This is a genomic window from Streptomyces sp. NPDC050287, from assembly GCF_044459385.1.
In the GTDB taxonomy this organism is placed as follows: Bacteria; Actinomycetota; Actinomycetes; order Streptomycetales; family Streptomycetaceae; genus Streptomyces.
The window spans coordinates 88542-113956 of the sequence record NZ_JBITIY010000010.1 but is presented as its reverse complement, the minus strand read 5'-3'; the positions used below and the strand labels follow the sequence as shown (position 1 = coordinate 113956).

The window sequence follows — 25415 nt, the reverse complement described above, 5'->3', positions numbered from 1 at the left end:
CACACCCGAGGTGTGTGCGCTGTCTGCGACCTCGGCGTTCGAGCCGTCCTCCGGAACAGGGCCTTGTGAGCCCGTCTCCTTCGGAACCGGACCTTTCTCGTTCTTGAGGCCTCTCCCCGCCGGTCGCAGGTGTCTCGATACGCGTTTGCCCCTGATCGCTTCGAGCAACCGCGGAGACTCCGTATGTCCATCGCCATCACCTGTACCTCCCTCGCCTTCGCCTGGCCCGACGGCACCCCCGTCTTCGAGGGCCTCGACGTCGCTTTCGGCCCCGGCCGCACCGGCCTCGTCGGCGTCAACGGCTCAGGAAAATCAACCCTGTTGAAGCTGATCGCCGGGGAATTCGCCCCCGTCGACGGCACCGTCCGAGTCGCCGGCGAGGTCGGCTACCTCCCGCAGAACGTCACGCTCGACACCACGCTGAAGGTGGACGACGCGCTCGGTATCGCCGCCCAGCGGGCCGCGCTGCACGCCATCGAGGCCGGTGACGTGGCCGAGGAGCACTTCGAGACGGTCGGCGACGACTGGGACGTGGAAGAACGAGCCCTCGCCACTCTCGGCGAACTCGGGCTCGGGCACATCGGGTTGGACCGCACCATCGGCGAGGTGTCGGGCGGCGAGTCGGTGCTCCTGCGGCTGGCCGCGCTGCTGCTGCGCCGACCGGACGTGCTGCTGCTCGACGAGCCGACCAACAACCTCGACCTGTACGCGCGCCGGCGGCTGTACGCGGCCGTCGACGCCTGGCCCGGGGTCATGGTCGTGGTCAGCCACGACCGCGAACTCCTCGACCTCGTCGACCAGATCGCCGACCTGCGCGCCGGGGAGATCAGCTGGTACGGCGGCAACTACTCGGCGTACGAGGAGGCGCTCACCACCGAGCAGGAGGCCGCCGAGCGGATGGTCCGTGTCGCCGAGTCCGACCTGAAGAAGCAGAAACGCGAACTCACCGAAGCCCAGGTCAAGTTGGCTCGCCGCAAGCGGTATGGGCAGAAGATGTGGGACCAGAAACGCGAGCCGAAGATCGTCATGGGGGCGCGCAAGCGCGCGGCACAGGAGTCCGCGGGCAAGCACCGCATCCTGCACGAGGAGAAGCTCGCCGAGGCCAAGGACCGGCTGGACGAGGCAGTGGAGGCCGTACGGGACGACGACGAGATCCGCGTCGACCTGCCGTACACGGCCGTACCGCCGGGCCGCACCGTTCTCACCCTCCTGGACCTGGAGCTCGCGTACGGCGCGCGCGTGTCGGGCGGTTTCGACCTGCGCGGTCCGGAGCGGGTCGCGCTGATCGGGCGCAACGGGGCGGGCAAGACGACGCTGCTGCGGACGATCGCAGGGGAGTTGGAGCCGCTGGCCGGGGAGGCGAAGGCGCAGGTCCCGCTGCGGTTCCTGCCGCAACGGCTGGACGTCCTCGACGGCGAGTTGACCGTCGCCGAGAACGTGGCCCGGTTCGCACCGGTCGCCACCAACAACCGGGTCCGGGCGCGGCTGGCCCGCTTCCTTTTCCGAGGTGCCCGCGCCGACCAGAAGGCGGCGACCCTGTCCGGCGGCGAACGCTTCCGGGCGGCGCTGGCCGCGCTGATGCTGGCCGAGCCCGCGCCGCAACTGCTGATGCTGGACGAGCCGACGAACAACCTGGACCTGGCGAGCGTGCGGCAGCTGACGACCGCCCTGGAGTCCTACGAGGGGGCCCTGATCGTGGCCAGTCACGACCTGCCGTTCCTGGAGTCGGTCGGCATCACGCGGTGGCTGCTGCTGGAGGACGGAGAACTCAAGGAAATTGCGCCAGAAGCTGTCGGGGATCCCTTCTAGCGTCGGGTGCATGCCCGACTTCATCACCGGGGAACACCTGCGCAGGCACCGGCGGTGAAGGCGTGAGCGCCGGGAGGTGAGCCGGCGGGATCGATGCGGGCGCCGCCGGCACCGCCGGGCGTGACCCTCGCGGGTGTCGCCCCGCCCCGGCGGTCCCGGCGGCGCGGCGGTCCCGGCGGCGCGGCGGTCCCGGCGGCGCGGCGGTCCCGGCGCTCCCGGCTTCCTAGCGTCCCAGGCCGTCCACCGCCACCGTCGCCGCCTTGGCGATCAGAGCGTCCCGGCGTTCGGCGCCCTGTGTGTCGCGGCCGGACATGATCGCGAGCACGACGGGATCGCCACCGTCGTCCGGCCAGACCACGGCGATGTCGTTGCGGCCCCCGTACCCGGCGCTGCCGCTCTTGTCGGCCACGGTCCAGTCGGCGGGGAGGCCGGCCCGGATGAGCGTCTCGCCGGTGGTGTTGGTCTCCATCCACGTTCTGAGCAGCGCGCGTTCGTCCCGGTGCAGGGCCTTGCCGAGCAGGAACGCCCGCAGGTCGTCCGCGATCGCCCGAGGGGTACTGGTGTCGCGGAGGTCGCCCGGTGTGCCGTCGCTGAGGTCCGGCTCGTACCGGTCCATCTCGGTCACGTCGTCGCCGAGTCGCTCCAGGGCCTTCTCCAGGCCGTCGGGGCCGCCGAGTTCGTCGAAGAGCAGGTTGGCGGCGGTGTTGTCGCTGTACCAGAGGGTGGCGGCGCACAGTTCGCGCAGGCTCATCCCGGTCTCGACGAAGTTCTCCGACACGGGCGAGTTCTCGACCAGGTCGTCGCGCGAGTAGGTGACCACCTTGTCGAGCCCGGCCGGTCCGCGCTGCTGGAGCACGGCCCCCACCGCGAACGCCTTGAACGTCGAGGCGTACGCGAACCGTTCGTCCGCCCGGTAGGCCACCGACCGTCCGGTGCCCGTGTCCAGGGCGTAGACACCGAGCCGCGCGTCGAACTCGCGCTCCAACTGCCGGAACGCACCGGCGGTGGACTTCGGTGCCGCCGTGGAAGGGGCGGGCCTCTCGGCAGACCGCTCGACGGACCGCTCGAAGGCGGCGGCGGAGGCGGCGGACGCGGGCCCGGTCTCCTGGCCGCACGCGGGAAGCGCGGCGAGTGCGAGTAAGCCGGCCGCCCAGGCGGCGCCACGGCGCAGGCGATGCGGGTACGTCATGGGAGGGACCTCCAAGTCGTCGAAAAGGGACTCATGAAACGCCGGCCAGGACAGCGGACAGTGCCCTTGGCGGACACCACCCTCCGGCGGGGAGAGGGCCGTTGTCCAAGACGCCCGCACGCCGTCCCATGCTGTTCTGGCATAGCGACGCGGCGCGGTTTCGGCCCAGTGGGGCGCCGCTGTTTTGGCATAGTGGTCGCGTGGATCTTGTCGCGGCGTGCCGTGCCTTCGTCAATGTGAGCGAGTACGGCAGTTTCACGGTGGGCGCGGCGGCGGCCCGGACGGCCCAGTCGGTCGTGAGCCGTCGGGTCGCCGCGCTGGAACAGCGCCTGGGCGAGCGGTTGTTGGAGCGGTCCGCTCGCGCGGTGACGCTGACCCCGTTCGGCCGGGACATGCTGCCGCTGGCGCAGCAGCTGGTACGGCTGGCCGACCGGCTCGACCACGAGGCGGAGGCCGCACGGCACCGGCCCCTGCGGCTCGCCGTCCCCGGCGTCTGTCCCACCGGCGCCCTCGCCCACCTCATCGCGCGGGCGCACGAGCAGGGAATCCTGCTCGACCCGCGCCCCGCCGGGCCGGTGGAGCGCGCCGACCTGGTGATGTCCCGGCAGGTGCGCGCGGCCCTGCTGGCGGTGGCGCCCGGTGATGCGGCCTGGACGGTGCCGCTTGGTCTGGCGGTCTCGGAGGATCCGGGCGGCGGACCGCTCTACCTGGACGTCCTGCGCCCCGGCCGGGCCGACGGCGTGCGACGGCCGCGCCGCGTGTGGCTCCAGCCGGAGGACGACGTACCGCATGTCCGGGACCGCCTGGTGCGGCTGCGGGACGCCGTCGGGCTGCGCCCGGCCCAACTGGCCGTCGCCCGAGCCGTGGCCGTCGCCGTGGCGGACGTGCTGAGCCGGGGCGACGCGCTGCTCTGCTCGCGAGCGCAGGCCCGGGAACTCGGCCTGCACTGGCGTCCCGTCGGGGAACTCGGCCCCGGCCTCGCACGGGGGTACGTCCTGGCCGTGGCCGACGACGCCGACGCCGACGCCGCCCGCACGGGCCGGGAGTGCGGGGAGGAAATCGCCCGGTGCCTCGGCGCCAGTCAGTACCCGGAGGAATCCGTATGAGCACGGGGACCGAGCGACTGCTCGGGCAACTGCGCCGCACGCTGCGCGACGGCGGGCTGGGCGGCTCGTTCTGGGTGCGCGACCTGGACACGGGCGAGGAGATCGGCATCGACCCCGACATCGAGTTCCCCGTCGCCTCCCTCATCAAGGTCCCGCTCGCCCTGGCGACGCTGGAGCGCATCCGACGCGGTGAACTCGACGGCGCCGCGACGATCGAGGTGGCCCCCGGGCGGACGACCGCACCCGGGCCGACCGGCCTGAGCCGGTTCCGGCACACCGCCCGGATCGCCGTGGACGACCTGCTCTACCTCAGCACCTGCATCAGCGACAGCACCGCCGCCGACGCGCTGTTCGCGCTCACCCCGCCCGCCCGGGTCGCGGCGCTGCTGCACGAGTTCGGGCTGCGGGGCATCGCCGTACGTCACACCATGGGCGAGCTGACCGAGACCCCGCTCGAGCGATTCGCGAGGGCGGAGGCGCATCTCGCGTACGCGCTCGCGATCGACTCCGGCACCCCGGGGCGCGGTCACCGGCTGCCGCAGCTGGACGTCTCGCGCGCCAACACCGGTACGGCCCGCGCCTTCGTCGACCTTCTCCAGGCTCTCTGGCGGCCCCGGCCCGGGCCCGCCGCGATCCACCCGGAGGTCGCCGCCCGCCTGCGCGGTCTGCTCGCCGACAACCTGCTGCGCCAGCGCCTCGCCCCGGACTTCGCCTCCGACGCCTCCGTCTGGTCGTCGAAGACGGGCACGCTGCTCAATCTGCGCCACGAGGTCGGCGTCGTCGAGCACGCCGACGGCCGGGCCTACGCCGTCGCCGCCCTGACCGAGTCGCAGGTGGCCGCCGGCAGCCGGCCCGACGCCGAGGCCCTCATGGGACAGGTCGCCCGCCGTCTGCGCGACCACCTGCGCTCCGGGCCGCTCTGAGCACCCGCCAGGCGGGCCTGAGCCGGTGGGGCGCCCCGCCGCCCGGGCGCCCCGGGGTGTCGTCACCCGGGACGGCGCTGCATGATGGTCCGCTGACGCCCTATGGATTCCGGCGATCCCGGAAACCCCGTCGGCGCGCTCCCGACACGCCCATCCGATACGGAGTCACGCTCGTGCCCAGCAAGAAGGCCCTCGTCCGCCGCCCCAGCCCGCGCCTCGCCGAAGGTCTGGTGACGCACATCGAGCGCGAGAAGGTCGACGTCGACCTGGCGCTCGAACAGTGGGAGGCGTACGTCGAGGCCCTGCGCACGCACGGCTGGGAGACCGTCGAGGTGGATCCGGCCGACGACTTCCCGGACTCGGTGTTCGTCGAGGACACCGTCGTCATGTACAAGAACGTGTCCCTGATCACCCGGCCCGGCGCGGAGTCCCGGCGGGACGAGACCATGGGCGTCGAGGAGGCCGTGGCCCGCCTGGGCTGCTCGGTGAACTGGATCTGGGAGCCGGGCACGCTGGACGGCGGCGATGTGCTGAAGATCGGCGACACGATCTACGTGGGCCGGGGCGGGCGCACCAACGCGGCCGGTGTCCAGCAACTGCGGGCCGCGTTCGAGCCGCTCGGGGCGCGGGTCGTCGCCGTGCCGGTGAGCAAGGTGCTGCATCTGAAGTCGGCGGTCACGGCGCTGCCCGACGGAACCGTCATCGGTCACATCCCGAAGGTCGACAGGCCGTCGCTGTTCCCGCGCTTCCTGTCGGTGCCGGAGGAGTCCGGGGCGCATGTGGTGCTGCTCGGCGAGAGCAAGCTGCTGATGGCGGCGAGCGCGCCCAAGACGGCGGACCTGCTCGCCGACCTCGGCCACGAGCCCGTCCAGGTGGACATCAGCGAGTTCGAGAAGCTCGAGGGCTGTGTGACATGTCTCTCGGTGCGGTTGCGGGAGTTGTATGCCTGACCGGATGCGCGGGACCTTCTTCCGCCCCTCGGACCTGCGTTTCCTGAGCCATTTGCCACGCTCGGCGAACACTGCTGATCAGGGATCTTTACACGACTCTTAACCTACGGTCTCGTAACCTACGGATACGTAGCCTACGATTCCGTAAGTTACCCGGCACCGCTCGCCGGAAGCCCCTCGTTGTTGTTCCGCGTCCCCCTGGAGTACCCGTGACGATCACTTCCCCTCACCTCAGCAGCCCGTCCACCGCGTGGACCGACGCCCGCCTGCTGTACGCACTGGAGGAAGTGGTCGAACAGGAGCTCAACCGGCACCTCAAGGTGGCCAAGGACTGGATGCCGCACGACTACGTCCCGTGGAGCGACGGCCGCAACTTCCCCGGCCTCTTCGAGGACGGCGAGGCGTGGCGGAAGGAACAGTCGAAGGTCACCGAGATCGGCCGGATCGCGCTGGTGGTCAACCTTCTCACCGAGGACAACCTCCCCAGCTACCACCACGAGATCGCCTCGCTCTTCGGCCGTGACGGCGCCTGGGGCACCTGGGTGCACCGCTGGACCGCCGAGGAGGGCCGGCACGGCATCGTGATGCGCGACTACCTGCTCACCTCGCGCGCGGTGGACCCGGACCAGCTGGAGCAGTTCCGCATGTCCCACATGAGCGAGGGCTTCGAGTCGGACAACCGCCACTCGATGCTGCACTCGGTGGCCTACGTCGCCTTCCAGGAGCTGGCGACCCGCGTCTCGCACCGCAACACCGGCCACCAGTCCGGTGACCCGGTCTGCGACCGCATGCTGGCGCGCATCGCGACCGACGAGAACCTGCACATGGTCTTCTACCGGAACCTGCTGAAGGCGGCCTTCGACCTCGCGCCCGACCTGACGATGCAGGCGGTGCGCGACGTGATCGTGAACTTCCGGATGCCCGGCCACGGCATGCCCGGCTTCGAGCGGGCCGCCGCGCAGATGGCGATCGGCGAGATCTACAACATGCGCATCCACCACGACGACGTCATCCAGCCCGTCCTGCGCTTCCTGAAGGTCCTGGAGATCGACGGCCTCGGCCCCGAGGGCCTCAAGGCACAGGAGGAACTCGGCCTGTACATGGGCGGCCTGGACGCGGAGGCCTCGAAGTTCGACGAGAAGCTCGCCGCGCGCAAGGCCCGGATGGCGGCCCGCGCGGCCGGCTGACACCGCCGTACGAGGGCGCGGGGCGGGCGGCCGGCATCGAACCGGCGTGTTCCGGTTCCGGAAACCGACCGGCCCGCCCGCCTGCGCGCCACCACCCCGCTCTTGACGGGTCGCCGCTCCCGCCGGGCACCGCCGCGCCCGGACCCGCGGCAGGTCGAGGCCCAGGTCAGGTCAGGTCAGGTCAGATCCAGCAATGTGACACCGGCAGTGGTCGCCGCCCGCTGAGGCTCAGACGGCGCTCCGGGGCGTCACGGTCGCGTACGTCGCAACTGCAGCCGTTCCTTCTCCGACAGGCCGCCCCAGACGCCGAAGCGCTCGTCGTGGGCCAAGGCGTACTCCAGGCACGCGGACCGCATCTCACACATGCCGCAGATGCGCTTCGCCTCGCGTACCGAGCTGCCCGGCTCCGGAAAGAAGAAGTCCGCCCCGGTCTGTGCGCACAGGGCCTGTGCCTGCCAGGTGGAGTCGGCCGGGGTGATGGTGTCGATGTGCATGCGGGAGATCGTGCCGGGCGGCGAAAAACATTCCATCAACGCGGGATCAACGCCCCGTCCACGGCCCCCGGCCGCCCGATGATGCCCCGGCCGGGCACCGCGGCGCACGGCGGCGCGCGCAACGTGGACGGAACCCGCGCGATTGTCAGTGGGCGGTGCCAGACTCGGCAGTACAGGCAGCGGGCCCCTTCAAAGGAGGGCACCAAGATGCTCACCACCCGTCACGTCACCGGCGCTCCGAACTGGATCGATCTCGGCACCCCCGATATCGACGGCGCCTCCACCTTCTACGGCAGCGTGTTCGGCTGGCGGTTCCAGCCGGGCCCGCCCGAGGTCGGCGGCTACGGCCTGTTCCAGCTCGACGGCCGGACAGCCGCGGGCGGCATGCAGACCAGTCCCGAGCAGGGCCCGCCCTCCTGGACGGTCTACTTCCAGACGCCGGACGTGGACGCCACCGCGAAGGCGGCCGAACAGGCGCACGGCACGGTGCTGATGCAGCCCATGGACGTCATGGACCAGGGCCGCATGGCGATCCTCGCCGACCAGGCGGGCGTGACCTTCGGCCTCTGGCAGCCCGCGGCCAACAAGGGCCTGGACGTCGTGCAGGAGCAGGGCTCGCTGTGCTGGCTGGAGCTGTACACGCCGGACCTGCCCGCGGCGGCCGGTTTCTACCACGCGCTGTTCGGCTGGGAGACCACCGCCCTCCCCTTCGCCGGCGGCACCTACACCTCCGTCCATCCTCAGGGCACCGAGGCGGAGGCCATGTTCGGCGGCATCGTCGCCCTGGAGGACTCCCCCACCAAGGCGACGTCAGCGGCCTGGCTGCCGTACTTCGAGGTGCCGGACACCGACGCGGCGGTCAGCACGGCGCAGAACGGCGGCGGCACGGTCCGGCTGCCGCCCACCGATCTGGCGGACGTCGGCCGGATCGCCGAGATCGCCGACCCGTACGGTGCCCGATTCGCGGTGATCAAGAGCGCACCGCCACAGCAGCAGAGCTAGGAGTGGGGTATCGGGGCTGGGGTCACGACGGCCCGGGTCACGCCGAGGCGCGGCGGACCAGCGTCGTCGGCAGGACGACACCGGCCGGCCTACCCCCCGCCTCCCCCGCGCCCCCTGCCCCGTCCATCTCCCCCGCGTCCTGAGCCGTGGCGCGATCACCGTGACCGCGCAGCAGCAGCCGAGCCATCAGCCCGCCCATACCCTCTATGTCCTGACGGACCGTCGTGAGCGGTGGGTCGGTCTGTTCGGCGACGGGCAGCATGTCGTCGAAGCCGATCACGGCCACGTCGTCGGGCACCCGCCGCCCGTGCTCGCGCAGCACCCGCAGCGCACCGGCGGCGGTGAGGTCGTTGGCGGCGAACACCGCGTCGACGTCGGGGCAGCGGTCCAGAAGCTCCCGCATCGCCCGCTCGCCGCCTGCCGGGGTGAAGTCGCCCGGCACGACCAGCCGTGGGTCGGCGTCAGCCATGACCTCCCGGTACCCGTCGAGCCGGTCCGCGGCCGAGGTCTGGTCGAGCGGACCGGTGATGTGGGCGACCCGGCTGCGGCCGAGCCCGACGAGGTGGCGTACGGCGTCGCGGGCACCGCCCCGGTTGTCGCTGTCGACGTACACGACGTCACCGCGCTCGCCGTCACTCCAACCGGGACGCCCGCCGAACACGGTCGGGATGCCGGCCCGGCGGATCAGTCCGGGCAGCGGGTCGTCCAGGTGCAACGAGAACACCAACGCCCCGTCGACATGGCCCCCGGCGAGATAGCGGCCTACCCGGACGTGGTCGTCGCGGCCCTCGGTGAGCAGCAGCACGAGCTGGTTGTCGTGGGCGGTCAACTCCTTGCTGATACCGCGCAGTTGCAGGGCGAAGAAGGGGTCGGCGAAGACCCGGGTCTCCGGTTCGGCGACCACCACGGCGACGGCGTCGTGCCGTCTCGTCACCAGGCTGCGGGCGGCCTGGTTGGGCACGTACCCGAGTTCCTCGACCGCCCGCCGGACCCGCTCCACGAGCGGCTCCCGCACTCCGTCCCCGCCGTTGACCACGCGCGAGGCCGTGGCCCGCGAGACGCCGGCCAGCGCGGCCACGGCCTCCAGCGTGGGACGCGGGACTGTCTCGGACACGTGGGGCTCCTCGTCGGCGGGTGCGGTCAGGATAGTCCCGGCCCACCGGCGCGCGGCCCTCAATGGCCGCCGTGGTCCTGCGGCTCGTATCCCGGAATCGTCCCGTCCGTCTTCTTCACCAGGAACATCCCCACCATCCCCATGTCGGAGTGGCTCTGCACATGGCAGTGGTACATCCACGCACCCGCTCCGACGCCCTCGCCCGCGACCACCTGGAAACCGAAGGAGTCCCCCGGACCCACGATCTTGTCGTCGATCACCCGGCTGGGGTCGTCGGGGCCGGTGAGCATGCCGGTGCGGTTGTCGGCCCAGCGGTGTCCGTGCAGGTGGAAGGTGTGGTAGAACTCGCCGTGGGTGATCACCACGAACTCGACCCGATCGCCCACCGTGGCCTCGAAGTCGGGGCCGGAGTGCCCGGACTTGTTGTTGACCAGCATGTCGTTGAAGACGATGGTGTGCGTCTTGTCCGGCAGGACGTCGCCCGCGCGGCGCACGATCAGAGCGCCGTAGAGGCCCTTGCGGATGCCCTGCGTGCCGTGGTCGGTTCCGACGACGTGGTCGTGGTAGTGCCAGTAGCCCGCGCTGCCGGCCCGCCAGGTGCCGTCGGCGCGGCGGCCGGGGGCGTGGGTGCGCCAGGTGTAGGTGCGGGTGCCACCCGGTTCGACGTGGCTCTTGCTCGACTTCGTGCCGTCGCTGGAGAACTCGTAGTCCATGCCGTGGACGTGCAGGCTCGCCGCGACGTCCATGGTGTTCTCGAAGTCGATGTGCAGCGTGTCGCCCTCGTTGAGTTCGATCAGCGGCCCTGGGACGGTCGCCTTCCCCTTCGCGAGGCCGTACCCCATCTGCCCGTCGGCGAGCCGTTCGGCGTACAGCTTGATGTGCTTGACCTCGCCGCCGGCCGGGGCCGTCCTGGCCCGGGTGGCGGCGCCCATCGCCTCGGGCCCCAGGGACAACGATGTCGCGGCGACCGCGCCACCCAGCAGCACCCGCCGGTTGAAACCACGTCTGTCCATGCGGAACTCCCCACCTCGAGGCGGAATTTGCGGAGACGTACCTGTGATGAACCTGAGAGACGCTAGCGGTCCCGTGGCAGTTTATCCACACCCAGGACAAAGTTCGTGGGATTGCGGTCATAGGTATTGGCGAGTCGCGCAAAGGGGTCTAGCTTCCTTGGCGCTGCCCGTGTGACCGAGGAGGCGCCCATGCACTTACGAGGGTTGAGCACAAGAGGCGCGACAAACACCAGAAGACGGACCTGGGTGGCCACCGTGGCCGCCGGGGTCGTCGCCGCCGGTCTGCTGTCGGGCCCGGCCGCCACCGCGCGCCCGGACCCGAACCCGACCCTGACAACGATGTCCGTCAAGTCGCCGCCCGGCGGCGCGAACGTACGGGTGCTGATCTTCCACGGTTCGGCCGCGGCCGGCGACGAATCGCCCGTCGTGAACGCCGGGATCGAGGCGATCGAGAAGATCGGGCTCACCGGCCCGACGAACCAGCGCTACAAGGTCGAGGCGACAAACGACGCCTCGGTCTTCACCAACGAGACGAAACTGGGCCGCTTCAACGCGATCGTGTTCCTGACCGGCGGCGGAGACGTCCTCGACCCGGAGCAGGAGGCGGGCCTGGAGGCCTATATGGAGGCCGGCGGCGGTTTCGTCGGCATCCATGACGCGGCACGCGCGGAGCCGTACTCGGACTGGTTCACCGGTCTCCTCGGCGCCCGCCCCGCCGCGTCGAGTCCGACGGCCGTGCAGCGGGCGACCGTCGAGGTCGGTGACCGCCGGCATCCGGCCACCAAGGACCTGCCGGTCCAGTGGAAGCGCACCGACCAGTGGTTCAACTGGGCGAAGAACCCCTCGGGGGACGTGCACACCGTGGCCCGGGTGCGCGAGTCGACGTACAAGCCGGGTGCGAGCGCCAACGGCTCGGATCACCCGGTGAGTTGGTGCCGTGACTACGACGGCGGCCGTTCCTTCTACACCGGTATGGGCGGCACGGTGTCGTCGTACGACGAGACCGACTTCCGTACGCATCTGCGCGGCGCCCTGCTGTGGACCACCCGCCTGGTGCAGGCCGACTGCAAGGCGACGATCACCGGCAACTACAAGGCCGAGCGGCTCACCCAGCCCAACCAGCCCGGCCAGAACGACCAGATCGGCGAGCCGCACGGCCTGGTCACCGCGCCGGACGGCCGGGTGCTCTACATCGGACGGGGCGGCGCCGACTCCTCCCAGCCCGTGATCACCGACTGGAACAACCCCGACATCGGCAAGGGCAAGGGGCAGATCCACGTCTACGATCCCGCGACCAAGAAGGTCACGCTGGCGGGCGAGTTGACGGTGTTCGGGAACAAGGGCGGCGGCGACGAACTGGTCAAGGTCGAGGAGGGTCTGCTCGGCATCGAGCTCGACCCGCGCTTCGAGCAGAACGGGTGGGTGTACCTGCACTACACACCGCACTCGCAGCTCAACCGCGACACGCAGATGGCCGAGCGGCGCGTCTCCCGCTTCACGCTCGACCTCGCCACCAACAGGCTGGACCTGAGCAGCGAGAAGGTGCTGCTGAAGTGGCCGGTGCAGGTGCACAGTTGCTGCCACGCGGGCGGCGGGATGGCCTGGGACTCCAAGGGCAACCTGTACATCGCCACCGGCGACAACAACTCCAGTGGCTTCAGCGACGGTTACTCCGGCAACAACCCGCAGCCCAGCTACAAGGGCGTGTCCTTCGCGGACGCCCGCCGCACCGCCGGCAACACCAACAACCTCAACGGCAAGATCCTGCGCATCCACCCGGAGCCCGACGGGACGTACACGCTCCCCGAGGGAAACCTCTTCACCGGCAAGGAGACCGACGAGGGCGGCGGCAAGACACGCGGCGAGATCTACGTGATGGGCGTCCGCAACCCGGCGCGCATCTCCGTCGACAAGCAGACGGACACCCTGTACGCGGGCTGGGTCGGCCCGGACGCGGGCGCTCCGTCGACCACCTGGGGCCCCGCCAAGTACGACACCTTCGCCGTGATCACCAAGGCGAGCAACCGGGGCTGGCCGTACTGCATGGGCAACAAGCAGCCCTACCGGGACCGCAACCTGCCGGATCCGTCGAAGCCGCTGGGCTGGTACGACTGCGACCACCCGAAGAACGAGTCGCCCAACAACGACGGCCTGGTCAACCTGCCGCCGGTCACCGGCAACAACATCTGGTACTCGCCCCAGGGCGGCGGACCCGACTACCCGCGTGACGCGAACGGCATCCCCTCCTACAAGCAGGAGGAAGCCACCTATCTGCTGCCGTGGCTCAAGGGCGGCGGGCAGGCCGCGATGAACGGCCCGGTCTACCGCTACGACGCGGCGAGCACCAGCGGGACGAAGTGGCCCGCCTACTGGGACGGCAAGTGGTTCGTCGGCGACTTCTACGACGCCGACCAGCCGCGCAACGCCGTGATCACCGACCCGAAGACCCACGGCGACGGCGGTCTGCCGGTGCACTCGGAGTCCCTGAAGAAGATCGTGCCGATCGGCAACGACGGCATCAAGAACCTCATGGACTGGAAGTTCGGTCCGGACGGTGCGCTGTACGTCCTCGACTACGGCCGCGGCTTCTTCACCTCGGACACCAAGTCGGCGCTGTGGCGGGTCACTTACACGGGCGGCGGGCCCACGCCGGCCGCCGATCAGCTGGCGAGGGGGACGCAGTGATGCGCCGACGAAGAATCTTCACGGCTCTGCTGGCCGCGCTGCTCGTGGTGCTCGGACTGCAGGCACTGCCCGCGGCGGGGCAGACCCAGCAGTCCCAGGGTCAGGCCGCGGCCCAGGTGCTCACCTGGACGGCCGGTGACGGCATCACCCAGTACACCTCCGCGCCGGCGACGGCGGTGGCGGGCGCGGCGACGATCGTCTTCGAGAACAGCGTCGCCACCGGCAACACCACCGGGATGCCGCACACGTTGACGTTCGTGACCTCGGACCCCGAGTTCAACAACGACGTCCAGCTGAACATCCTCGCCAACCCCAACGACGCGCAGGGCGGCCGGTACACCGCGGAGGTCAACCTCACCCCGGGCCGCTACTTCTACCACTGCACGATCCCCGGTCACGGCCAGATGCAGGGCATCCTCGTGGTGACCGAGGGCGGCGGCGAGGACACCACACCGCCCGAGACGGCCGCCCGGGTGACCGGGGCACAGAACGCGCAGGGCGAGTACGTCGGCTCGGCGAGCGTGGCGATCAGCGCGACGGACGAGGGCGGCTCGGGGGTGGACACCGTCCAGTACGCGGTCGGTGACACCGGCGAGTGGCTGCCGTACACCACGCCCGTCGTCGTCGATCAGGTCGGCAGCCACACGATCCGCTATCGCGCACTCGACAAGGCGGGCAACGTCGCCGCCGAGAAGAGCGTGCGGTTCACGGTCGTCGCACCGGACACCGGCGACACGACCGCGCCGGAGACCTCGGCGACGGTCGGCGGCGAGCAGAACGCCGACGGGACCTATGTCGACATGGCCACGGTGACCGTCAGCGCATCCGACACCGGCTCCGGGGTCAACACCATCGAGTACGCGGTCGGGTCCGGTGCCTGGCAGCCGTACACCGCCCCCGTGATGGTGCACCAGGTCGGCACCCACACCGTCCGCTACCGGGCCACCGACAAGGCGGGCAACGTGTCCGCCGAGAAGAGCGTGCAGTTCACGGTCGTCGCGGCGACCCCGCAGGACACCACCGCGCCGGTGACGGGCGTGACCGTCGACGGCACCCGGAACTCCGACGGCGCGTACGTGCGCAGCGCCAAGGTGACCGTGAGCGCGACGGACGAGGGCGGCACCGGGGTCGACCGGATCGAGTACTCGCTCGACGCCGGACCGTACCTCGCGTACACGGCTCCCGTGGTGGTCGATCGCGTGGGTGCGCACACCGTGGCGTACCGGGCGACCGACAAGGCGGGCAACACCTCCGCCGCCCGCACGGTGAGCTTCACGGTGGTGGCCGGGGGCCAGGTTCCCGCGCCGAACTGCCCGGAGTTCGACGAGCGGTTGACGGTGATCGTCGGCACGGTCGACTCGGGTGTGCCCAACCGGGTCACCGACAACCGGTGCCGGATCAACGAGTTGATCGAGGACGAGAAGGAGTGGACCTCCCACGCGCTGTTCCTCAAGCATGTGAAGACGGTCCTGGACAAGCTCCTGAAGGAAGGGGTCGTCGACCAGCGGGAATACAACGCGATCCAGAAGGCGGCCCGGCAGTCGGGGATCGGCAAGCCCGGCCAGACCGAGGGCTACCGCACGATCATGGACGGCACCGCGGACTCCTTCGCCAAGTGGCAGCAGGTGGGCGGCGGTTCCTTCGCACTGAATACGGACGGGTCGATCACCTCGGGCACCGCGCGGGACGGGCTCGGCATGCTGTGGTTCCCCGAGCGCAAGTACGGCGACTTCTCGCTCAAGCTGCAGTGGCGGGACGACGCCCCGGGCACCGGTAACGCCAACTCCGGTGTGTTCGTGCGTTTCCCGTGGATCCTCGACCACCCGGAGGAGCCGCGGCCGGAGTGGGCCGCCATCAAGTACGGGCACGAGGTGCAGGTGCTCGACCGTCCCGACGGCGACATGTACAAGACGGGCTCGGTCTACGGCTTCGACCGGGTGGGGCTCGCCGGTGCGGGCGTCACCCAGAAGGGCACGTGGAACGACTACGAGATCCGGGTGGTCGACCAGCACTACTCGGTCTACCGCAACGGCGTCCTGATCAACGAGTTCGACAACATCGGCGGTCAGGAGTTCACGCCCCCGCGCGACGACGACCCGGGCACGGACGGCCGGCGCTTCGCCTCCGGCTACATCGGGCTCCAGGTGCACAGCACGACGGATGTGATCTCGTACCGGGACATCCGGATCAAGGAGTTGTAGATCCTGACGGCGGTGCCTCGGGCGGCTGAGCCGCCTGGGGCACCGCCTTCTTCGCCGCTCTCTTCGCCGCCGTCTCCGCTGCCTTCTTCGCCACCTGCTTCTCCGCCCTCTTCGCCCGGCTCGGCTGGACCCGCATCGGCTCCCCCGGCATCTTCGGGTACTCGGGCGGGTACGGCAGATCACCCAGCCCGTGGTCGTGCTCGTCACGGCGCGCCAGCTCCAGCAGCGTGTCCAGGGAGAAGCGGTGATCGTCCATGTCCGCGTGCACGTCGCCGAGTTCGGCGTAGCGCGCGGGCATGCTCGCGATGTCGAAGTCCTCAGGGTGGGCCACCCCGACCTCCTCCCAGCGCAGGGGCGCCGAGACAGGGGCGTGCGGGCGTGGCCGTACGGAGTACGCGGAGGCGATCGTGCGGTCGCGGGCCGTCTGGTTGTAGTCGATGAAGATGCGGGCCCCGCGCTCCTCCTTCCACCACTTGATGGTCACGTGCTCCGGCATCCGGCGTTCCATCTCACGCCCGACGGCGATGGCGGCGCGGCGTACCTGGGTGAAGGTCCAGCGCGGCTCGATCGGGACGAAGACGTGCAGGCCCCGGCCGCCGGAGGTCTTGGGCCAGCCGCGCAGGCCGCCGAACTCGTCGAGGACGGCGCGCAGTTCGTGGGCGGCGCGGACGGCGTCGTCGTAGTCGGTGCCGGGCTGCGGGTCGAGGTCGATGCGCAGTTCGTCCGGGTGGTCGACGTCGTCGCGGCGCACCGGCCACGGGTGGAAGGTGAGGGTGCCGAACTGGGCGGCCCACAGCACGGCGGCCTCCTCGGTGGGGCACATCTCGTCCGCGCTGCGGCCGCTGGGGAAGGTGATGTGCGCGGTCGGGATCCAGTCGGGCATGTTCTTCGGCGCCCGCTTCTGGAAGAACGACTCGCCCCTCACGCCCTCCGGGTAGCGCTCCAGGGTGGTGGGCCGGTCGCGCAGGGCACGCAGGATGCCGGGGCCGACGGCCTGGTAGTAGCGGGCGAGGTCCAGCTTGGTGAAGCCGCGCTCCGGGAAGAAGATCTTGTCCGGGCTGGACAGCCGCACGCTCCGGCCGCCCGCCTGAAGTTCCACCGCTGCACCCATGCGAGCCACGGTAGGCGCAGCGCGCACACCTCGCACACCGGGCGGTCCATGAAATTCCGGAGCAGAATCGGAGCCATGGATCTCCCCGTGATGCCGCCCGTGAAGCCCATGCTCGCCAAGTCCGTGGCGACGATCCCGCCGGGCATGCAGTACGAGGCCAAGTGGGACGGGTTCCGGGCGATCGTGTTCCGCGACGGGCCCGAGGTCGAGCTGGGCAGCCGTACCGGAAAGCCGCTGACCAGGTACTTTCCCGAGCTGGTGGCGGCGCTGAAAGAGCGGTTGCCCGAGCGGTGCGTGCTGGACGGGGAGATCGTCATCGCGCGGGAGGGACGGCTGGACTTCGACGCGCTGACCGAGCGGATCCATCCGGCGGACTCCCGGGTGCGGATGCTGGCCGAGCGGACACCGTCCTCGCTCGTCGCCTTCGACCTGCTGGCGCTGGCGGACGAGTCACTGCTGGACGTCCCGCTGAGCGACCGCCGGGCTCTGCTGACCACGGCCCTGTCCGGGGTGACATCCCCCCTGCACGTGGCACCGGCGACGACCGACATCGAGGTGGCACAGCAGTGGTTCCAGGAGTACGAGGGGGCCGGACTGGACGGGGTCGTCGCCAAGCCGCTGACCGTCCGCTACCTCCAGGACGAGCGCGCCATGTACAAGGTCAAGCACGAGCGGACGGCGGACGTGGTCGTCGCGGGCTACCGCCTGCACAAGAGCGGCCCGGTGGTCGGCTCGCTGCTGCTCGGGCTCTACGACGACCGGGGCGCCCTCCAACACGTGGGCGTGTCCGCCGCCTTCCCCATGAAGCGCCGGGCCGAGCTGGTCGCGGAGCTGGAGCCGCTGCGCATGGACGACGTCTCGGGCCACCCATGGGCGGCCTGGGGGGACGAGGCCGCGCACGAGACGGCCCGGCTGCCCGGAGCCCCCAGCCGCTGGTCCGGCAAGAAGGACCTGTCGTGGGTACCGCTCAGGCCGGAGCGGGTGGCCGAGGTGGCGTACGACCACATGGAGAACGGCGCGCGCTTCCGGCACACCGCCCGCTTCCGCCGCTGGCGCCCGGACCGGGCTCCCGAGAGCTGCACCTACGCCCAGCTGGAGGAGCCGGTGCGCTACGACCTCGCGGAGGTCTTCGGCGTCCGTGAGTGACTCAGGGCGTCGTCAGGGCTCCGGGCTCAGGGCTCAGGGCATCGTCAGGGCTCCGACTCAGGGGGCCGTCAGAGCTCAGGGCGTCATCAGCACCTTCACCGCGCCCTCCCGCTTCTTCTGGAACATCTCGTACGCCTGCGGTGCCTCCGAGAGCGGCACCCGGTGCGTGGCGAAGTCGTCGACGCCCAGCGGGTCCTCGTCGGTGAGGTACGGCATGATCTCGTCGCTCCAGCGCCGCACGTTGGCCTGGCCCATCCGCAGCTGGATCTGCTTGTCGAACATCGTGAGCATCGGCAGCGGGTCGGCCGTCCCGCCATAGATACCGGACAGTGAGATCGTGCCGCCCCGGCGCACCAGCTCGATGGCCGTGTAGAGCGCGGCGAGCCTGTCGACGCTGAAGCGTTCCGCGAACGGTCCGCTGATCTTGCGGGGCAGCAGGGCCGAGGCCTGCTGGGCGAGCTTGGCGGCGGCGCTGCCGTGGGCCTCGGTGCCGACCGCGTCGATCACGGCGTCCGGACCCCGCCCGTCGGTCTCGTCGCGGATCGCCTGGACCAGCTCCTTCTCGTTGTCGAAGCTCCTGAGGTCGTACGTCTCCACGCCCCGCCTGCGGGCCCGGCGCAGCCGCTCGTTCACCAGGTCCACGCCGAAGACCTGTCCGGCGCCGCGCACCTGGGCGACCCGGCAGGCCATGTCCCCGATCGGTCCGAGGCCGAGCACGGCGACGCTGCCGCCCGGGGGTATGTCGGCGTAGGCGACGGCCTGCCAGGCGGTGGGCAGCACGTCGGAGAGGTAGACGAACCGGTCGTCGGACGGCCCCTCGGGAACCTTGATCGGGCCGAACTGCGCCTGCGGCACCCGCAGGTACTCGGCCTGGCCGCCCGGGACGGCGCCGTAGAGCCGGGTGTAGCCGAACAGGGCGGCACCCATGCCCTGGCTGTGCACCTGGGTGGTCTCGCACTGGGTCGGCAGTCCGGTCATACACATCCAGCAGTTGCCGCAGGCGATCTGGAACGGCACCACGACCCGGTCGCCGGCCGCGAGGTCCGGGACCCCTGCGCCGACCTCCTCGACGATGCCCATGGGCTCGTGCCCGAGGATGTCGCCCGGTGTCATGAACGGCGTGAGCACCTCGTAGAGGTGCAGGTCGGAGCCGCACAACCCGGTGGACGTGACACGGATGACGGCGTCCGTCGGCTCCTGGATCTTCGGATCGGGCACGTTCTCCACCCGCACGTCCCGCTTGCCCTGCCAGGTCACTGCCTTCATCGCCCACTCCCTAGGTCACGGCGTGTCCGGTCTGTTCCGGTCTGCGGTTTCCGGTCTGCGGTTTCCGGTCTGCGGTGGCCACCGGGTACCCGAGCCCTCCGCTGCGAACCGCCGCACCAGGGCCGATCGGCTTATTCAACGAGCGCAATCAGAAGCGAACGGGTATGGCCATCGATGAACCGATTAGCGCACAATCAGAGACACGAGACAGGTGGCCACGGTGGGCATGGGACACAAGACGCGCACGCGGCGCGGTACTACCGCGGTGGCGCTGCTGGCCGCCACGGTGTCGCTGGCGGCCGGCTGCACGGGCGGGCGCGGGCCGGCCGACGACAGCAGCGGACAGCCGTCCCGGACGGCGGAGCGGAGCCCGAGCCAGAGCCCCAGCCCGCGGAAGAGCGGGACGACCGCCCCGCTGCTCGCCGTGAAGATCGACAACGCGCCCGACGCCAGGCCGCAGACCGGCCTGAACGCCGCGGACCTCGTGTACGCCGAGCAGGTCGAGGGCGGCCTGAGCCGGCTGATGGCCGTGTACGCGACCACGTTGCCGAAGGCCGTCGGGCCGGTGCGCAGCGCACGCGAGTCGGACCTGGAGCTGCTGCGCCAGTTCGAGCGGCCGACGCTCGCCTTCTCCGGGGCTCAGGGCAAGCTGATGCCACTGATCGACAAGGCGCCGCTGGACGCGCGGACCCCCGAGCAGGTCGCCGACGCCTACTACCGCGGCACCGACAAGCCGTCTCCGCACAACCTCTACCTGCGCCCCGAGAAACTGCTCGCCCACACACCGGGCAAGGACGCGCTGACGACCGGCTTCCGCTTCGGCGCCGCACCCGAGGGCGGGCGGCGCGAGACCTCACGGACCGTGCGCTACCCGGCGGCCCGCTTCACCTTCACCTGGTCCGCGGACCGGGACCGCTGGCTGCTCTCGATGGACGGCACGCCGACCGTGACCACCGACGGCAAGCGGGTGGCCCCGGCGACGGTCGTCGTGCAGCACGTGAAGGTACGCGAGTCCGCCTTCCACGACTTCCTCGGCAACAACACGCCGTACACCGAGACGGTCGGCTCGGGGACGGCGGAGGTCCTGCGCGACGGACGGTCCTACGACGTGAGATGGAAGCGTGCCCGGCCCACCGACGGCACGGATTTCACGACGGAGGACGGTACGCCGGTGAACTTCGCCGACGGACAGGTGTGGGTGCTGTTCAGCAAGGCGTGATGCCCGTGGGGGAGAGGCCGGCCGTCCGGGGAGCGACCCGTCAGGAGGAGCGGCCCGTCAGGAGGGTGCGGCAAGGGGTTCCGCGGCATTGCGGAGTCCCTCCGCCGCGTCCGAGACCCGCTGGATCAGGTCGAAGAAGACGATCTGCTCCTCGGCGGAGAGCGGGGCCAGGAACACCTGGTTCATCCTGGCCGTGCGCACGGCCAGCTTGCGGTGGGTGCGCAGGCCGTCCTCGGTCAGGCGCAACAGGAAACGGCGGCCGTCCTGTGTGTCGCGCACCTTGTCGAGCAGTTCGCGCCGGCCGAGCCGGCTGATCACCTCGGCCACGGTGGACCGGTCGAGTCCGACCCGCTCCCCCACCGTGCGCTGGTCGAGACCGGGCTCGGCGACGAGCGCGTTCATGACCGCGAACTGAGGTGAGGTGATCTCCTCGGAAACCATCGTGTTCCACAACAGGTAGTGCGCCTGCTGCAGCCGTCGGGCCAGGTGCCCGGGGTGGGTGGAGAGGTCCACCGCGGCCATGTGCGCTCCCGAGGTCGAATTCGTTGGTGCACTGAACAATACCGATCGGCGCCTGAACTGTCTCCGGATCCCTCCACCCGAACTGGCCTCGTATTACTACGGGGCCTTGACGCCCTGCCGCTCCAATGGCAGCGTGAAGGACACCTTGCTGAAATCATCAGTGCCCTGACTAATTGCGGACTGGGCGCTCGGACGGGATGGGGCCTCACGGATGGACAAGGTGGTCGCCGATGTCGCGCTCGACAGCCACCACAAAGCCGCGCGCGTCCACCAGGCGGGCCTCCTCGACGGCGTACTCGCACCCGTGCCCGTCCCGCGGCGCAAGGGCGCCCCACTCTCCCCCGGCGCCGACGAATACGTACGGCCCGATGCGTCGCTGAGCGCGCCGGCCGAGCTCAAGCCCTCCGTCCGTCCCTCCGACGGCACCGTCACCGCCGGCAACGCCTCGCCCCTCGACGAGGGCGCCGCCGCCCTGCTCCTCGTCGGCGAGGAAGGCCTGAAGGCCACCGGCCGTGACCCCCTCGCCCGGATCTCCGCGACCGGCGTCAACGCCCTCGATTCCCTGAGCGCCAGGAAGCGTTAGGAACCCCATGACTCTCACGCAGCACGACATCGACCAGGAGATCGCGGCGGAGCATGCCGCGTACGAGAAGCGCCTCGCCGACGGCGGCCCCGTCGAGCACCACCCGCGCCGCGACTACGCCCCGTACCGCTCGTCGGTGCTGCGGCATCCGCAGCAGCCGCCGGTCACCATCGACGTGACGAAGGACCCGGAGCTGGTGGAGCTGTCGTCCCCCGCGTTCGGGGAACGGGACATCACCGAGATCGACAACGACCTGACCCGGCAGCACCACGGCGAGCCGATCGGTGAGCGCATCACCGTGTCCGGGCGGCTGCTGGACCGGGACGGGCGGCCGGTCCGCGGCCAGCTGGTCGAGATCTGGCAGGCGAACTCGGCGGGCCGCTACGCGCACCAGCGCGAGCAGCACGACGCGCCGCTGGACCCGAACTTCACCGGCGTCGGCCGCACCCTCACCGACGACGCCGGCTGCTACCGCTTCACCACCGTCCAGCCGGGCCCCTACCCCTGGCGCAACCACGTCAACGCCTGGCGGCCCGCGCACATCCACTTCTCGCTCTTCGGGTCGGCGTTCACGCAACGACTGGTGACGCAGATGTACTTCCCGAACGACCCGCTCTTCCCGTACGACCCGATCCTGCAGTCCGTGACGGACGACGCCGCCCGGCAGCGTCTGGTCGCCAGTTACGACCACAGCCTGTCCGTCCCGGAGTTCTCGCTCGGCTACCACTGGGACATCGTGCTGGACGGCCCGCACGCCACCTGGATCGAAGAAGGACGCTGACCTGCCATGACGAAGATCGACACGAGCAGCCCGGAGAGTGTGCTGCCCACCCCGTCGCACACGGTCGGCCCCTTCTACGGGTACGCGCTGCCCTTCCCCGGGGGCGGCGACATCGCGCCCCTCGGCCACCCGGACACCATCACCGTCCAGGGATACGTCCTCGACGGCGAGGGCAAGCCGCTGCCGGACGCCTTCGTGGAGCTGTGGGGACCGGACCCCGACGGCAACCTGCCGACGACCGACGGATCGATCCGGCGCGACCCGGCCACCGGCGGTTACCTGGGCCGCAACGGTGTGGAGTTCACCGGCTGGGGCCGCATCCAGACCGACGCCAACGGCCACTGGTACGCGCACACGCTGCGGCCCGGCGCACGCGGACACAGCGCGCCCTACCTCAGCGTGTGCGTGTTCGCCCGCGGCCTGCTCGTGCACCTGTTCACCCGCATCTACCTGCCGGGCGACGAGGCGGCGCTCTCCGCGGACCCGCTGCTGGCCCGGCTGGAGCCCGTCCGCCGCGACACGCTGATCGCGACGGACGGGGGCAACGGAACGTACCGTTTCGACATCCGCCTTCAGGGCGAAGGCGAGACGGTCTTCCTGGAGTTCCAGTGACATCTGCTGCCTCGGACACCGGCCTGCTCGCCCCCGGGTGGGCAGGCTCCTGCGCGGCCTCCACGACGAGCGACAGCGCCTTTCTGCAGGCGCTGCTCGACGCCGAGGCCGCGCTGACCCGCGCCCAGGCCACGCTCGGGCTCGCCCCGGACGGGGCCGCGTCGGCGGTCGCCGAGGCGGCCGACGCCGCCCGCTTCGACGTACAGTCGCTCGCGGACCGCGCGCGAGGCGGCGGGAATCCCGTCATCCCGCTGGTGGCCGACCTGACGAAGGCGGTCGGCGACGAGTACGGCCCGTACGTGCACCGGGGCGCCACCAGCCAGGACATCATGGACACGGCGATGATGCTGGTCGCCGGGCGCACCCTGGCCCTCCTCCTCGACGACCTCGCCCGCACCGAGCGAGCCCTGGCCCGGGCGGCCGCCGAGCACCGTGACACGGCGATGCCGGGCCGGACGCTCACCCAGCACGCCGTACCGACCACCTTCGGGCTCAAGGCGGCCGGGTGGCGGTCGCTGGTACTGGACGCGCGGGACCGCGTCCAAGCCGTACGGGACTCACTTCCCGCCCAACTCGGGGGCGCGGCCGGGACGTTGGCGGCCTTCTCCGCGTACGGCGCCGAGGACGCGACCGCGCTGCCCGCAGCGTACGCCCGTGAACTCGGGCTCCGGGCACCGCTGTTGCCCTGGCACACCCTTCGCACGCCGGTCGCCGACCTCGCCGGATGTCTGGCCTTCGCGGCCGGGGCGCTGGGCAAGGTCGCCGTGGACGTGCTCACCCTGTCCCGCACCGAGATCGCCGAGGTCACGGAGGGCAGCGGCGGCGGCTCCTCCGCCATGCCGCACAAGGCGAACCCGGTCCGGTCCACGCTGGTCGCGGCCGCCGCCCGGCGGGCACCGCAGCTCGCGGCCACGCTGTACGGCTCGATGGCGGCCGAGGACGAGCGGCCGGCCGGGGCCTGGCACGCCGAGTGGGAGCCGCTGCGGGATCTGCTGCGGCTGGCCGCCGGCGCGGCCCGCGACGCCGCCGAACTGGCCGAGGGACTTCAGGTGCACGCCGACGTCATGCGCGAGCACCTCGGTCTCACGCACGGGCTGCTCGTCTCCGAGCGGCTGTCCGCCGAGCTGACGCCGGTGCTGGGCCGGGCCCGCGCCAAGGAGCTGCTGACGGAACTTGCCCGGCGCACCTACAGCGAAGGCCGGAGCCTGCGTGAACTCCTCGCCGATGAGCCAGAGTTGAAGGACATCGACCTCGTCGAGCTCTCCGACCCCGCCCGTTACACCGGCTCCGCCGGAGCCCTCACCGACCGTGCCCTGGAGCGACGTTGACCGAGAAGCTGCTCAACCACCGTGTCGAGGGGCCGACTTCGGGTCCTGCGCTGCTGCTCGGGCCCTCGCTGGGCACCTCGTACGCCCTGTGGGACAAGGTCGCGCCCGAACTGTCCGTCACCCACCGGGTGGTCCGCTGGGACCTGCCGGGACACGGGGGTTCCGCGGCCGATCTGATCGGGCCGGGCGCGAGCGTCGGTGACCTCGCCGGCCTGGTGCTGGCGCTCGCCGACTCGCTCGGCATCGAGCGGTTCGCGTACGCGGGCGTGTCCTTGGGCGGCGCGGTCGGCCTGCACCTGGCCGTGCACCATCCGGAGCGGGTCTCGTCCTTGGCGGTGATCTGTTCGTCGGCCCACTTCAACGGCTCGCAGCCGTGGGAGGAACGGGCCGAGCGGGTCCGGCGGGAGGGCCTTGACCGGCTCGCGGACAACGCCGACGCCCGCTGGTTCACTTCCGGGTTCACCGTGCCGGAACTGGTACGGGACCACCGGGACGCCGACCCCGAGGCATACGCCGCCTGCTGCGACGCGCTGGCCGCGTTCGACCTGCGGGACCGGCTGGACGGCATCTTGGCCCCCACGCTGCTGATCGCGGGCCGGCAGGACCCGGCGACCCCGCCGGCGCATCTGCGGGAGATCGCGGACGCGGTCCCGGGCGCCACGCTCGTCGAGCTCCCCGGGGCCTCGCACCTGGCGGTCGCGCAGTGCCCGGAGGCGGTCCTGACGGCGCTGCGGCCGCACCTCGGCCGGCCCGCCCCGCGGGGCATGGAGGTGCGGCGCGAGGTGCTCGGCGACGCGCACGTGGACCGGGCCCAGGCCCGGCAGACCCCGTTCACCGCGCGCTTCCAGGACTTCATCTCGCGCTACGCCTGGGGCGAGATCTGGACCGACCCGACGCTCAGCCGCCGCGAACGCAGCATGATCACACTGACGGCGCTGGTCGCGCACGGCCACTACGACGAACTCGCCATGCACGTCAGGGCGGCCCGGCGCAACGGGCTCACCCCGGAGGAGATCGGCGCGGTGCTCCTGCAGACGGCCGTGTACTGCGGGGTCCCGGCGGCGAACTCGGCCTTCGCGACGGCCCAGCGGGTGCTGGCGGAAGAGGACGACACCGGGGAGTGAGCCGGGCGGTGGCCGCGCCGCGACGGCATCGCGGGACCCGAGCCTGTTCG

Annotated in this window: 21 protein-coding genes and 1 pseudogene; 15 read left to right on the top strand and 7 right to left on the bottom strand. The window is 71.1% G+C overall.

From position 1 onward, the window contains the following. The first annotated feature begins 183 nt into the window (after positions 1-183). Positions 184-1809 (top strand): ABC-F family ATP-binding cassette domain-containing protein, encoded by a 1626-nt coding sequence (locus ACIBK3_RS31735; RefSeq protein ID WP_399370858.1) that lies wholly within the window; start codon positions 184-186, stop codon positions 1807-1809. A gap of 223 nt (positions 1810-2032) precedes the next feature. On the opposite strand, the gene bla is transcribed toward ACIBK3_RS31735, so the two are convergent. Continuing rightward, a complete protein-coding gene (gene bla / locus ACIBK3_RS31730; protein ID WP_399370857.1) occupies positions 2033-2998 on the bottom strand; it encodes a class A beta-lactamase in 966 nt (321 codons plus the stop codon). A gap of 200 nt (positions 2999-3198) precedes the next feature. Here bla and ACIBK3_RS31725 point away from each other — a divergent pair, with 200 nt between their 5' ends. From ACIBK3_RS31725 to ACIBK3_RS31710, 4 genes are all read left to right on the top strand, one after another. Beyond that, positions 3199-4104 carry a LysR family transcriptional regulator gene (locus ACIBK3_RS31725; RefSeq protein WP_399370856.1) on the top strand — a complete coding sequence of 302 codons (906 nt, stop codon included), beginning with the start codon at positions 3199-3201 and terminating at the stop codon, positions 4102-4104. Next, the gene (locus tag ACIBK3_RS31720) at positions 4101-5027 is read left to right on the top strand and encodes a serine hydrolase (RefSeq protein WP_399370855.1); all 927 of its coding nucleotides are present in this window, start codon (positions 4101-4103) and stop codon (positions 5025-5027) included. Before ACIBK3_RS31725 ends, ACIBK3_RS31720 begins: the two co-directional genes overlap by 4 nt. Positions 5028-5200: 173 nt before the next feature. Further along, the gene (ddaH, locus tag ACIBK3_RS31715; RefSeq protein WP_399370854.1) at positions 5201-5977 is read left to right on the top strand and encodes a dimethylargininase; all 777 of its coding nucleotides are present in this window, start codon (positions 5201-5203) and stop codon (positions 5975-5977) included. Between the two features lie 209 nt (positions 5978-6186). Continuing rightward, positions 6187-7164 (top strand): acyl-ACP desaturase, encoded by a 978-nt coding sequence (locus tag ACIBK3_RS31710; RefSeq protein WP_399370853.1) that lies wholly within the window; start codon positions 6187-6189, stop codon positions 7162-7164. Between the two features lie 248 nt (positions 7165-7412). Here the strand turns inward: ACIBK3_RS31710 and ACIBK3_RS31705 are convergent, their stop codons facing one another. Continuing rightward, positions 7413-7658 carry a WhiB family transcriptional regulator gene (locus ACIBK3_RS31705; RefSeq protein ID WP_399370852.1) on the bottom strand — a complete coding sequence of 82 codons (246 nt, stop codon included), beginning with the start codon at positions 7656-7658 and terminating at the stop codon, positions 7413-7415. 207 nt (positions 7659-7865) lie between these two features. On the opposite strand from ACIBK3_RS31705, the gene ACIBK3_RS31700 reads away from it, so the two are divergent. After that, positions 7866-8660 carry a VOC family protein gene (locus ACIBK3_RS31700; protein WP_399370850.1) on the top strand — a complete coding sequence of 265 codons (795 nt, stop codon included), beginning with the start codon at positions 7866-7868 and terminating at the stop codon, positions 8658-8660. A gap of 37 nt (positions 8661-8697) precedes the next feature. Here ACIBK3_RS31700 and ACIBK3_RS31695 read toward each other — a convergent pair whose 3' ends face one another. Both ACIBK3_RS31695 and ACIBK3_RS31690 read right to left on the bottom strand, forming a co-directional pair. Next, a complete protein-coding gene (locus ACIBK3_RS31695; RefSeq protein ID WP_399370849.1) occupies positions 8698-9774 on the bottom strand; it encodes a LacI family DNA-binding transcriptional regulator in 1077 nt (358 codons plus the stop codon). Positions 9775-9833: 59 nt separating this feature from the next. Then, positions 9834-10787, bottom strand: coding sequence for a multicopper oxidase domain-containing protein (locus ACIBK3_RS31690; protein ID WP_399370848.1), 954 nt, complete (start codon positions 10785-10787; stop codon positions 9834-9836). A 189-nt stretch (positions 10788-10976) separates the two neighbouring features. Between ACIBK3_RS31690 and ACIBK3_RS31685 the strand changes: the two genes are divergently transcribed. Then, positions 10977-13472, top strand: a complete 2496-nt coding sequence (locus ACIBK3_RS31685; protein ID WP_399370847.1) for a ThuA domain-containing protein — start codon at positions 10977-10979, stop codon at positions 13470-13472. Further along, the gene (locus tag ACIBK3_RS31680) at positions 13472-15673 is read left to right on the top strand and encodes an OmpL47-type beta-barrel domain-containing protein (RefSeq protein WP_399370846.1); all 2202 of its coding nucleotides are present in this window, start codon (positions 13472-13474) and stop codon (positions 15671-15673) included. The genes ACIBK3_RS31685 and ACIBK3_RS31680 overlap by 1 nt, the downstream gene beginning before the upstream one ends. Here ACIBK3_RS31680 and ligD read toward each other — a convergent pair. Continuing rightward, entirely contained in the window at positions 15660-16784 is a 1125-nt protein-coding gene (gene ligD / locus ACIBK3_RS31675) for a non-homologous end-joining DNA ligase (RefSeq protein WP_399370845.1), read from the bottom strand. The genes ACIBK3_RS31680 and ligD overlap by 14 nt on opposite strands. Positions 16785-16859: 75 nt before the next feature. Between ligD and ACIBK3_RS31670 the strand changes: the two genes are divergently transcribed. Further along, positions 16860-17930: an ATP-dependent DNA ligase gene (locus tag ACIBK3_RS31670; protein WP_399370844.1), complete on the top strand. Its 1071-nt coding sequence runs from the start codon at positions 16860-16862 to the stop codon at positions 17928-17930. Positions 17931-18005: 75 nt separating this feature from the next. On the opposite strand, the gene ACIBK3_RS31665 is transcribed toward ACIBK3_RS31670, so the two are convergent. Beyond that, positions 18006-19196, bottom strand: coding sequence for a zinc-dependent alcohol dehydrogenase (locus ACIBK3_RS31665; protein ID WP_399370843.1), 1191 nt, complete (start codon positions 19194-19196; stop codon positions 18006-18008). A 226-nt stretch (positions 19197-19422) separates the two neighbouring features. Between ACIBK3_RS31665 and ACIBK3_RS31660 the strand changes: the two genes are divergently transcribed. Further along, positions 19423-20415 carry a DUF3048 domain-containing protein gene (locus ACIBK3_RS31660; RefSeq protein ID WP_399370842.1) on the top strand — a complete coding sequence of 331 codons (993 nt, stop codon included), beginning with the start codon at positions 19423-19425 and terminating at the stop codon, positions 20413-20415. A 57-nt stretch (positions 20416-20472) separates the two neighbouring features. Here the strand turns inward: ACIBK3_RS31660 and ACIBK3_RS31655 are convergent, their stop codons facing one another. Then, positions 20473-20937 carry a MarR family winged helix-turn-helix transcriptional regulator gene (locus ACIBK3_RS31655; protein WP_399370841.1) on the bottom strand — a complete coding sequence of 155 codons (465 nt, stop codon included), beginning with the start codon at positions 20935-20937 and terminating at the stop codon, positions 20473-20475. Positions 20938-21148: 211 nt separating this feature from the next. Here ACIBK3_RS31655 and ACIBK3_RS31650 point away from each other — a divergent pair. The 5 genes and pseudogenes from ACIBK3_RS31650 to pcaD all read left to right on the top strand — a co-directional run. Continuing rightward, positions 21149-21496 (top strand): annotated as a pseudogene (locus ACIBK3_RS31650) (3-oxoadipyl-CoA thiolase); the annotation flags it as partial. A 31-nt stretch (positions 21497-21527) separates the two neighbouring features. Then, complete coding sequence (gene pcaH, locus ACIBK3_RS31645) at positions 21528-22301, top strand: protocatechuate 3,4-dioxygenase subunit beta (RefSeq protein ID WP_399370840.1); 774 nt, start codon at positions 21528-21530, stop codon at positions 22299-22301. A gap of 6 nt (positions 22302-22307) precedes the next feature. Then, positions 22308-22913, top strand: coding sequence for a protocatechuate 3,4-dioxygenase subunit alpha (gene pcaG, locus ACIBK3_RS31640; RefSeq protein ID WP_399370839.1), 606 nt, complete (start codon positions 22308-22310; stop codon positions 22911-22913). Then, positions 22910-24241 (top strand): 3-carboxy-cis,cis-muconate cycloisomerase, encoded by a 1332-nt coding sequence (gene pcaB, locus ACIBK3_RS31635; RefSeq protein ID WP_399370838.1) that lies wholly within the window; start codon positions 22910-22912, stop codon positions 24239-24241. The genes pcaG and pcaB overlap by 4 nt, the downstream gene beginning before the upstream one ends. Then, positions 24238-25365 carry a 3-oxoadipate enol-lactonase gene (gene pcaD / locus ACIBK3_RS31630; RefSeq protein WP_399370837.1) on the top strand — a complete coding sequence of 376 codons (1128 nt, stop codon included), beginning with the start codon at positions 24238-24240 and terminating at the stop codon, positions 25363-25365. The genes pcaB and pcaD overlap by 4 nt, the downstream gene beginning before the upstream one ends. Positions 25366-25415: the final 50 nt, after the last annotated feature.

Bases quoted from the DNA above. Each gene is read 5' to 3' on its own strand.
- pcaH (WP_399370840.1), top strand. From the start codon at position 21,528: ATGACTCTCACGCAGCACGACATCGACCAGGAGATCGCGGCGGAGCAT.
- ligD (WP_399370845.1), bottom strand. From the start codon at position 16,784: ATGGGTGCAGCGGTGGAACTTCAGGCGGGCGGCCGGAGCGTGCGGCTG.
- ACIBK3_RS31735 (WP_399370858.1), top strand. From the start codon at position 184: ATGTCCATCGCCATCACCTGTACCTCCCTCGCCTTCGCCTGGCCCGAC.
- ACIBK3_RS31685 (WP_399370847.1), top strand. From the start codon at position 10,977: ATGCACTTACGAGGGTTGAGCACAAGAGGCGCGACAAACACCAGAAGA.
- ACIBK3_RS31690 (WP_399370848.1), bottom strand. From the start codon at position 10,787: ATGGACAGACGTGGTTTCAACCGGCGGGTGCTGCTGGGTGGCGCGGTC.
- ACIBK3_RS31700 (WP_399370850.1), top strand. From the start codon at position 7,866: ATGCTCACCACCCGTCACGTCACCGGCGCTCCGAACTGGATCGATCTC.
- pcaG (WP_399370839.1), top strand. From the start codon at position 22,308: ATGACGAAGATCGACACGAGCAGCCCGGAGAGTGTGCTGCCCACCCCG.
- ACIBK3_RS31670 (WP_399370844.1), top strand. From the start codon at position 16,860: ATGGATCTCCCCGTGATGCCGCCCGTGAAGCCCATGCTCGCCAAGTCC.
- bla (WP_399370857.1), bottom strand. From the start codon at position 2,998: ATGACGTACCCGCATCGCCTGCGCCGTGGCGCCGCCTGGGCGGCCGGC.
- ACIBK3_RS31655 (WP_399370841.1), bottom strand. From the start codon at position 20,937: ATGGCCGCGGTGGACCTCTCCACCCACCCCGGGCACCTGGCCCGACGG.
- ACIBK3_RS31720 (WP_399370855.1), top strand. From the start codon at position 4,101: ATGAGCACGGGGACCGAGCGACTGCTCGGGCAACTGCGCCGCACGCTG.
- ACIBK3_RS31705 (WP_399370852.1), bottom strand. From the start codon at position 7,658: ATGCACATCGACACCATCACCCCGGCCGACTCCACCTGGCAGGCACAG.
- ACIBK3_RS31660 (WP_399370842.1), top strand. From the start codon at position 19,423: ATGGGACACAAGACGCGCACGCGGCGCGGTACTACCGCGGTGGCGCTG.
- ACIBK3_RS31665 (WP_399370843.1), bottom strand. From the start codon at position 19,196: ATGAAGGCAGTGACCTGGCAGGGCAAGCGGGACGTGCGGGTGGAGAAC.
- ACIBK3_RS31680 (WP_399370846.1), top strand. From the start codon at position 13,472: ATGCGCCGACGAAGAATCTTCACGGCTCTGCTGGCCGCGCTGCTCGTG.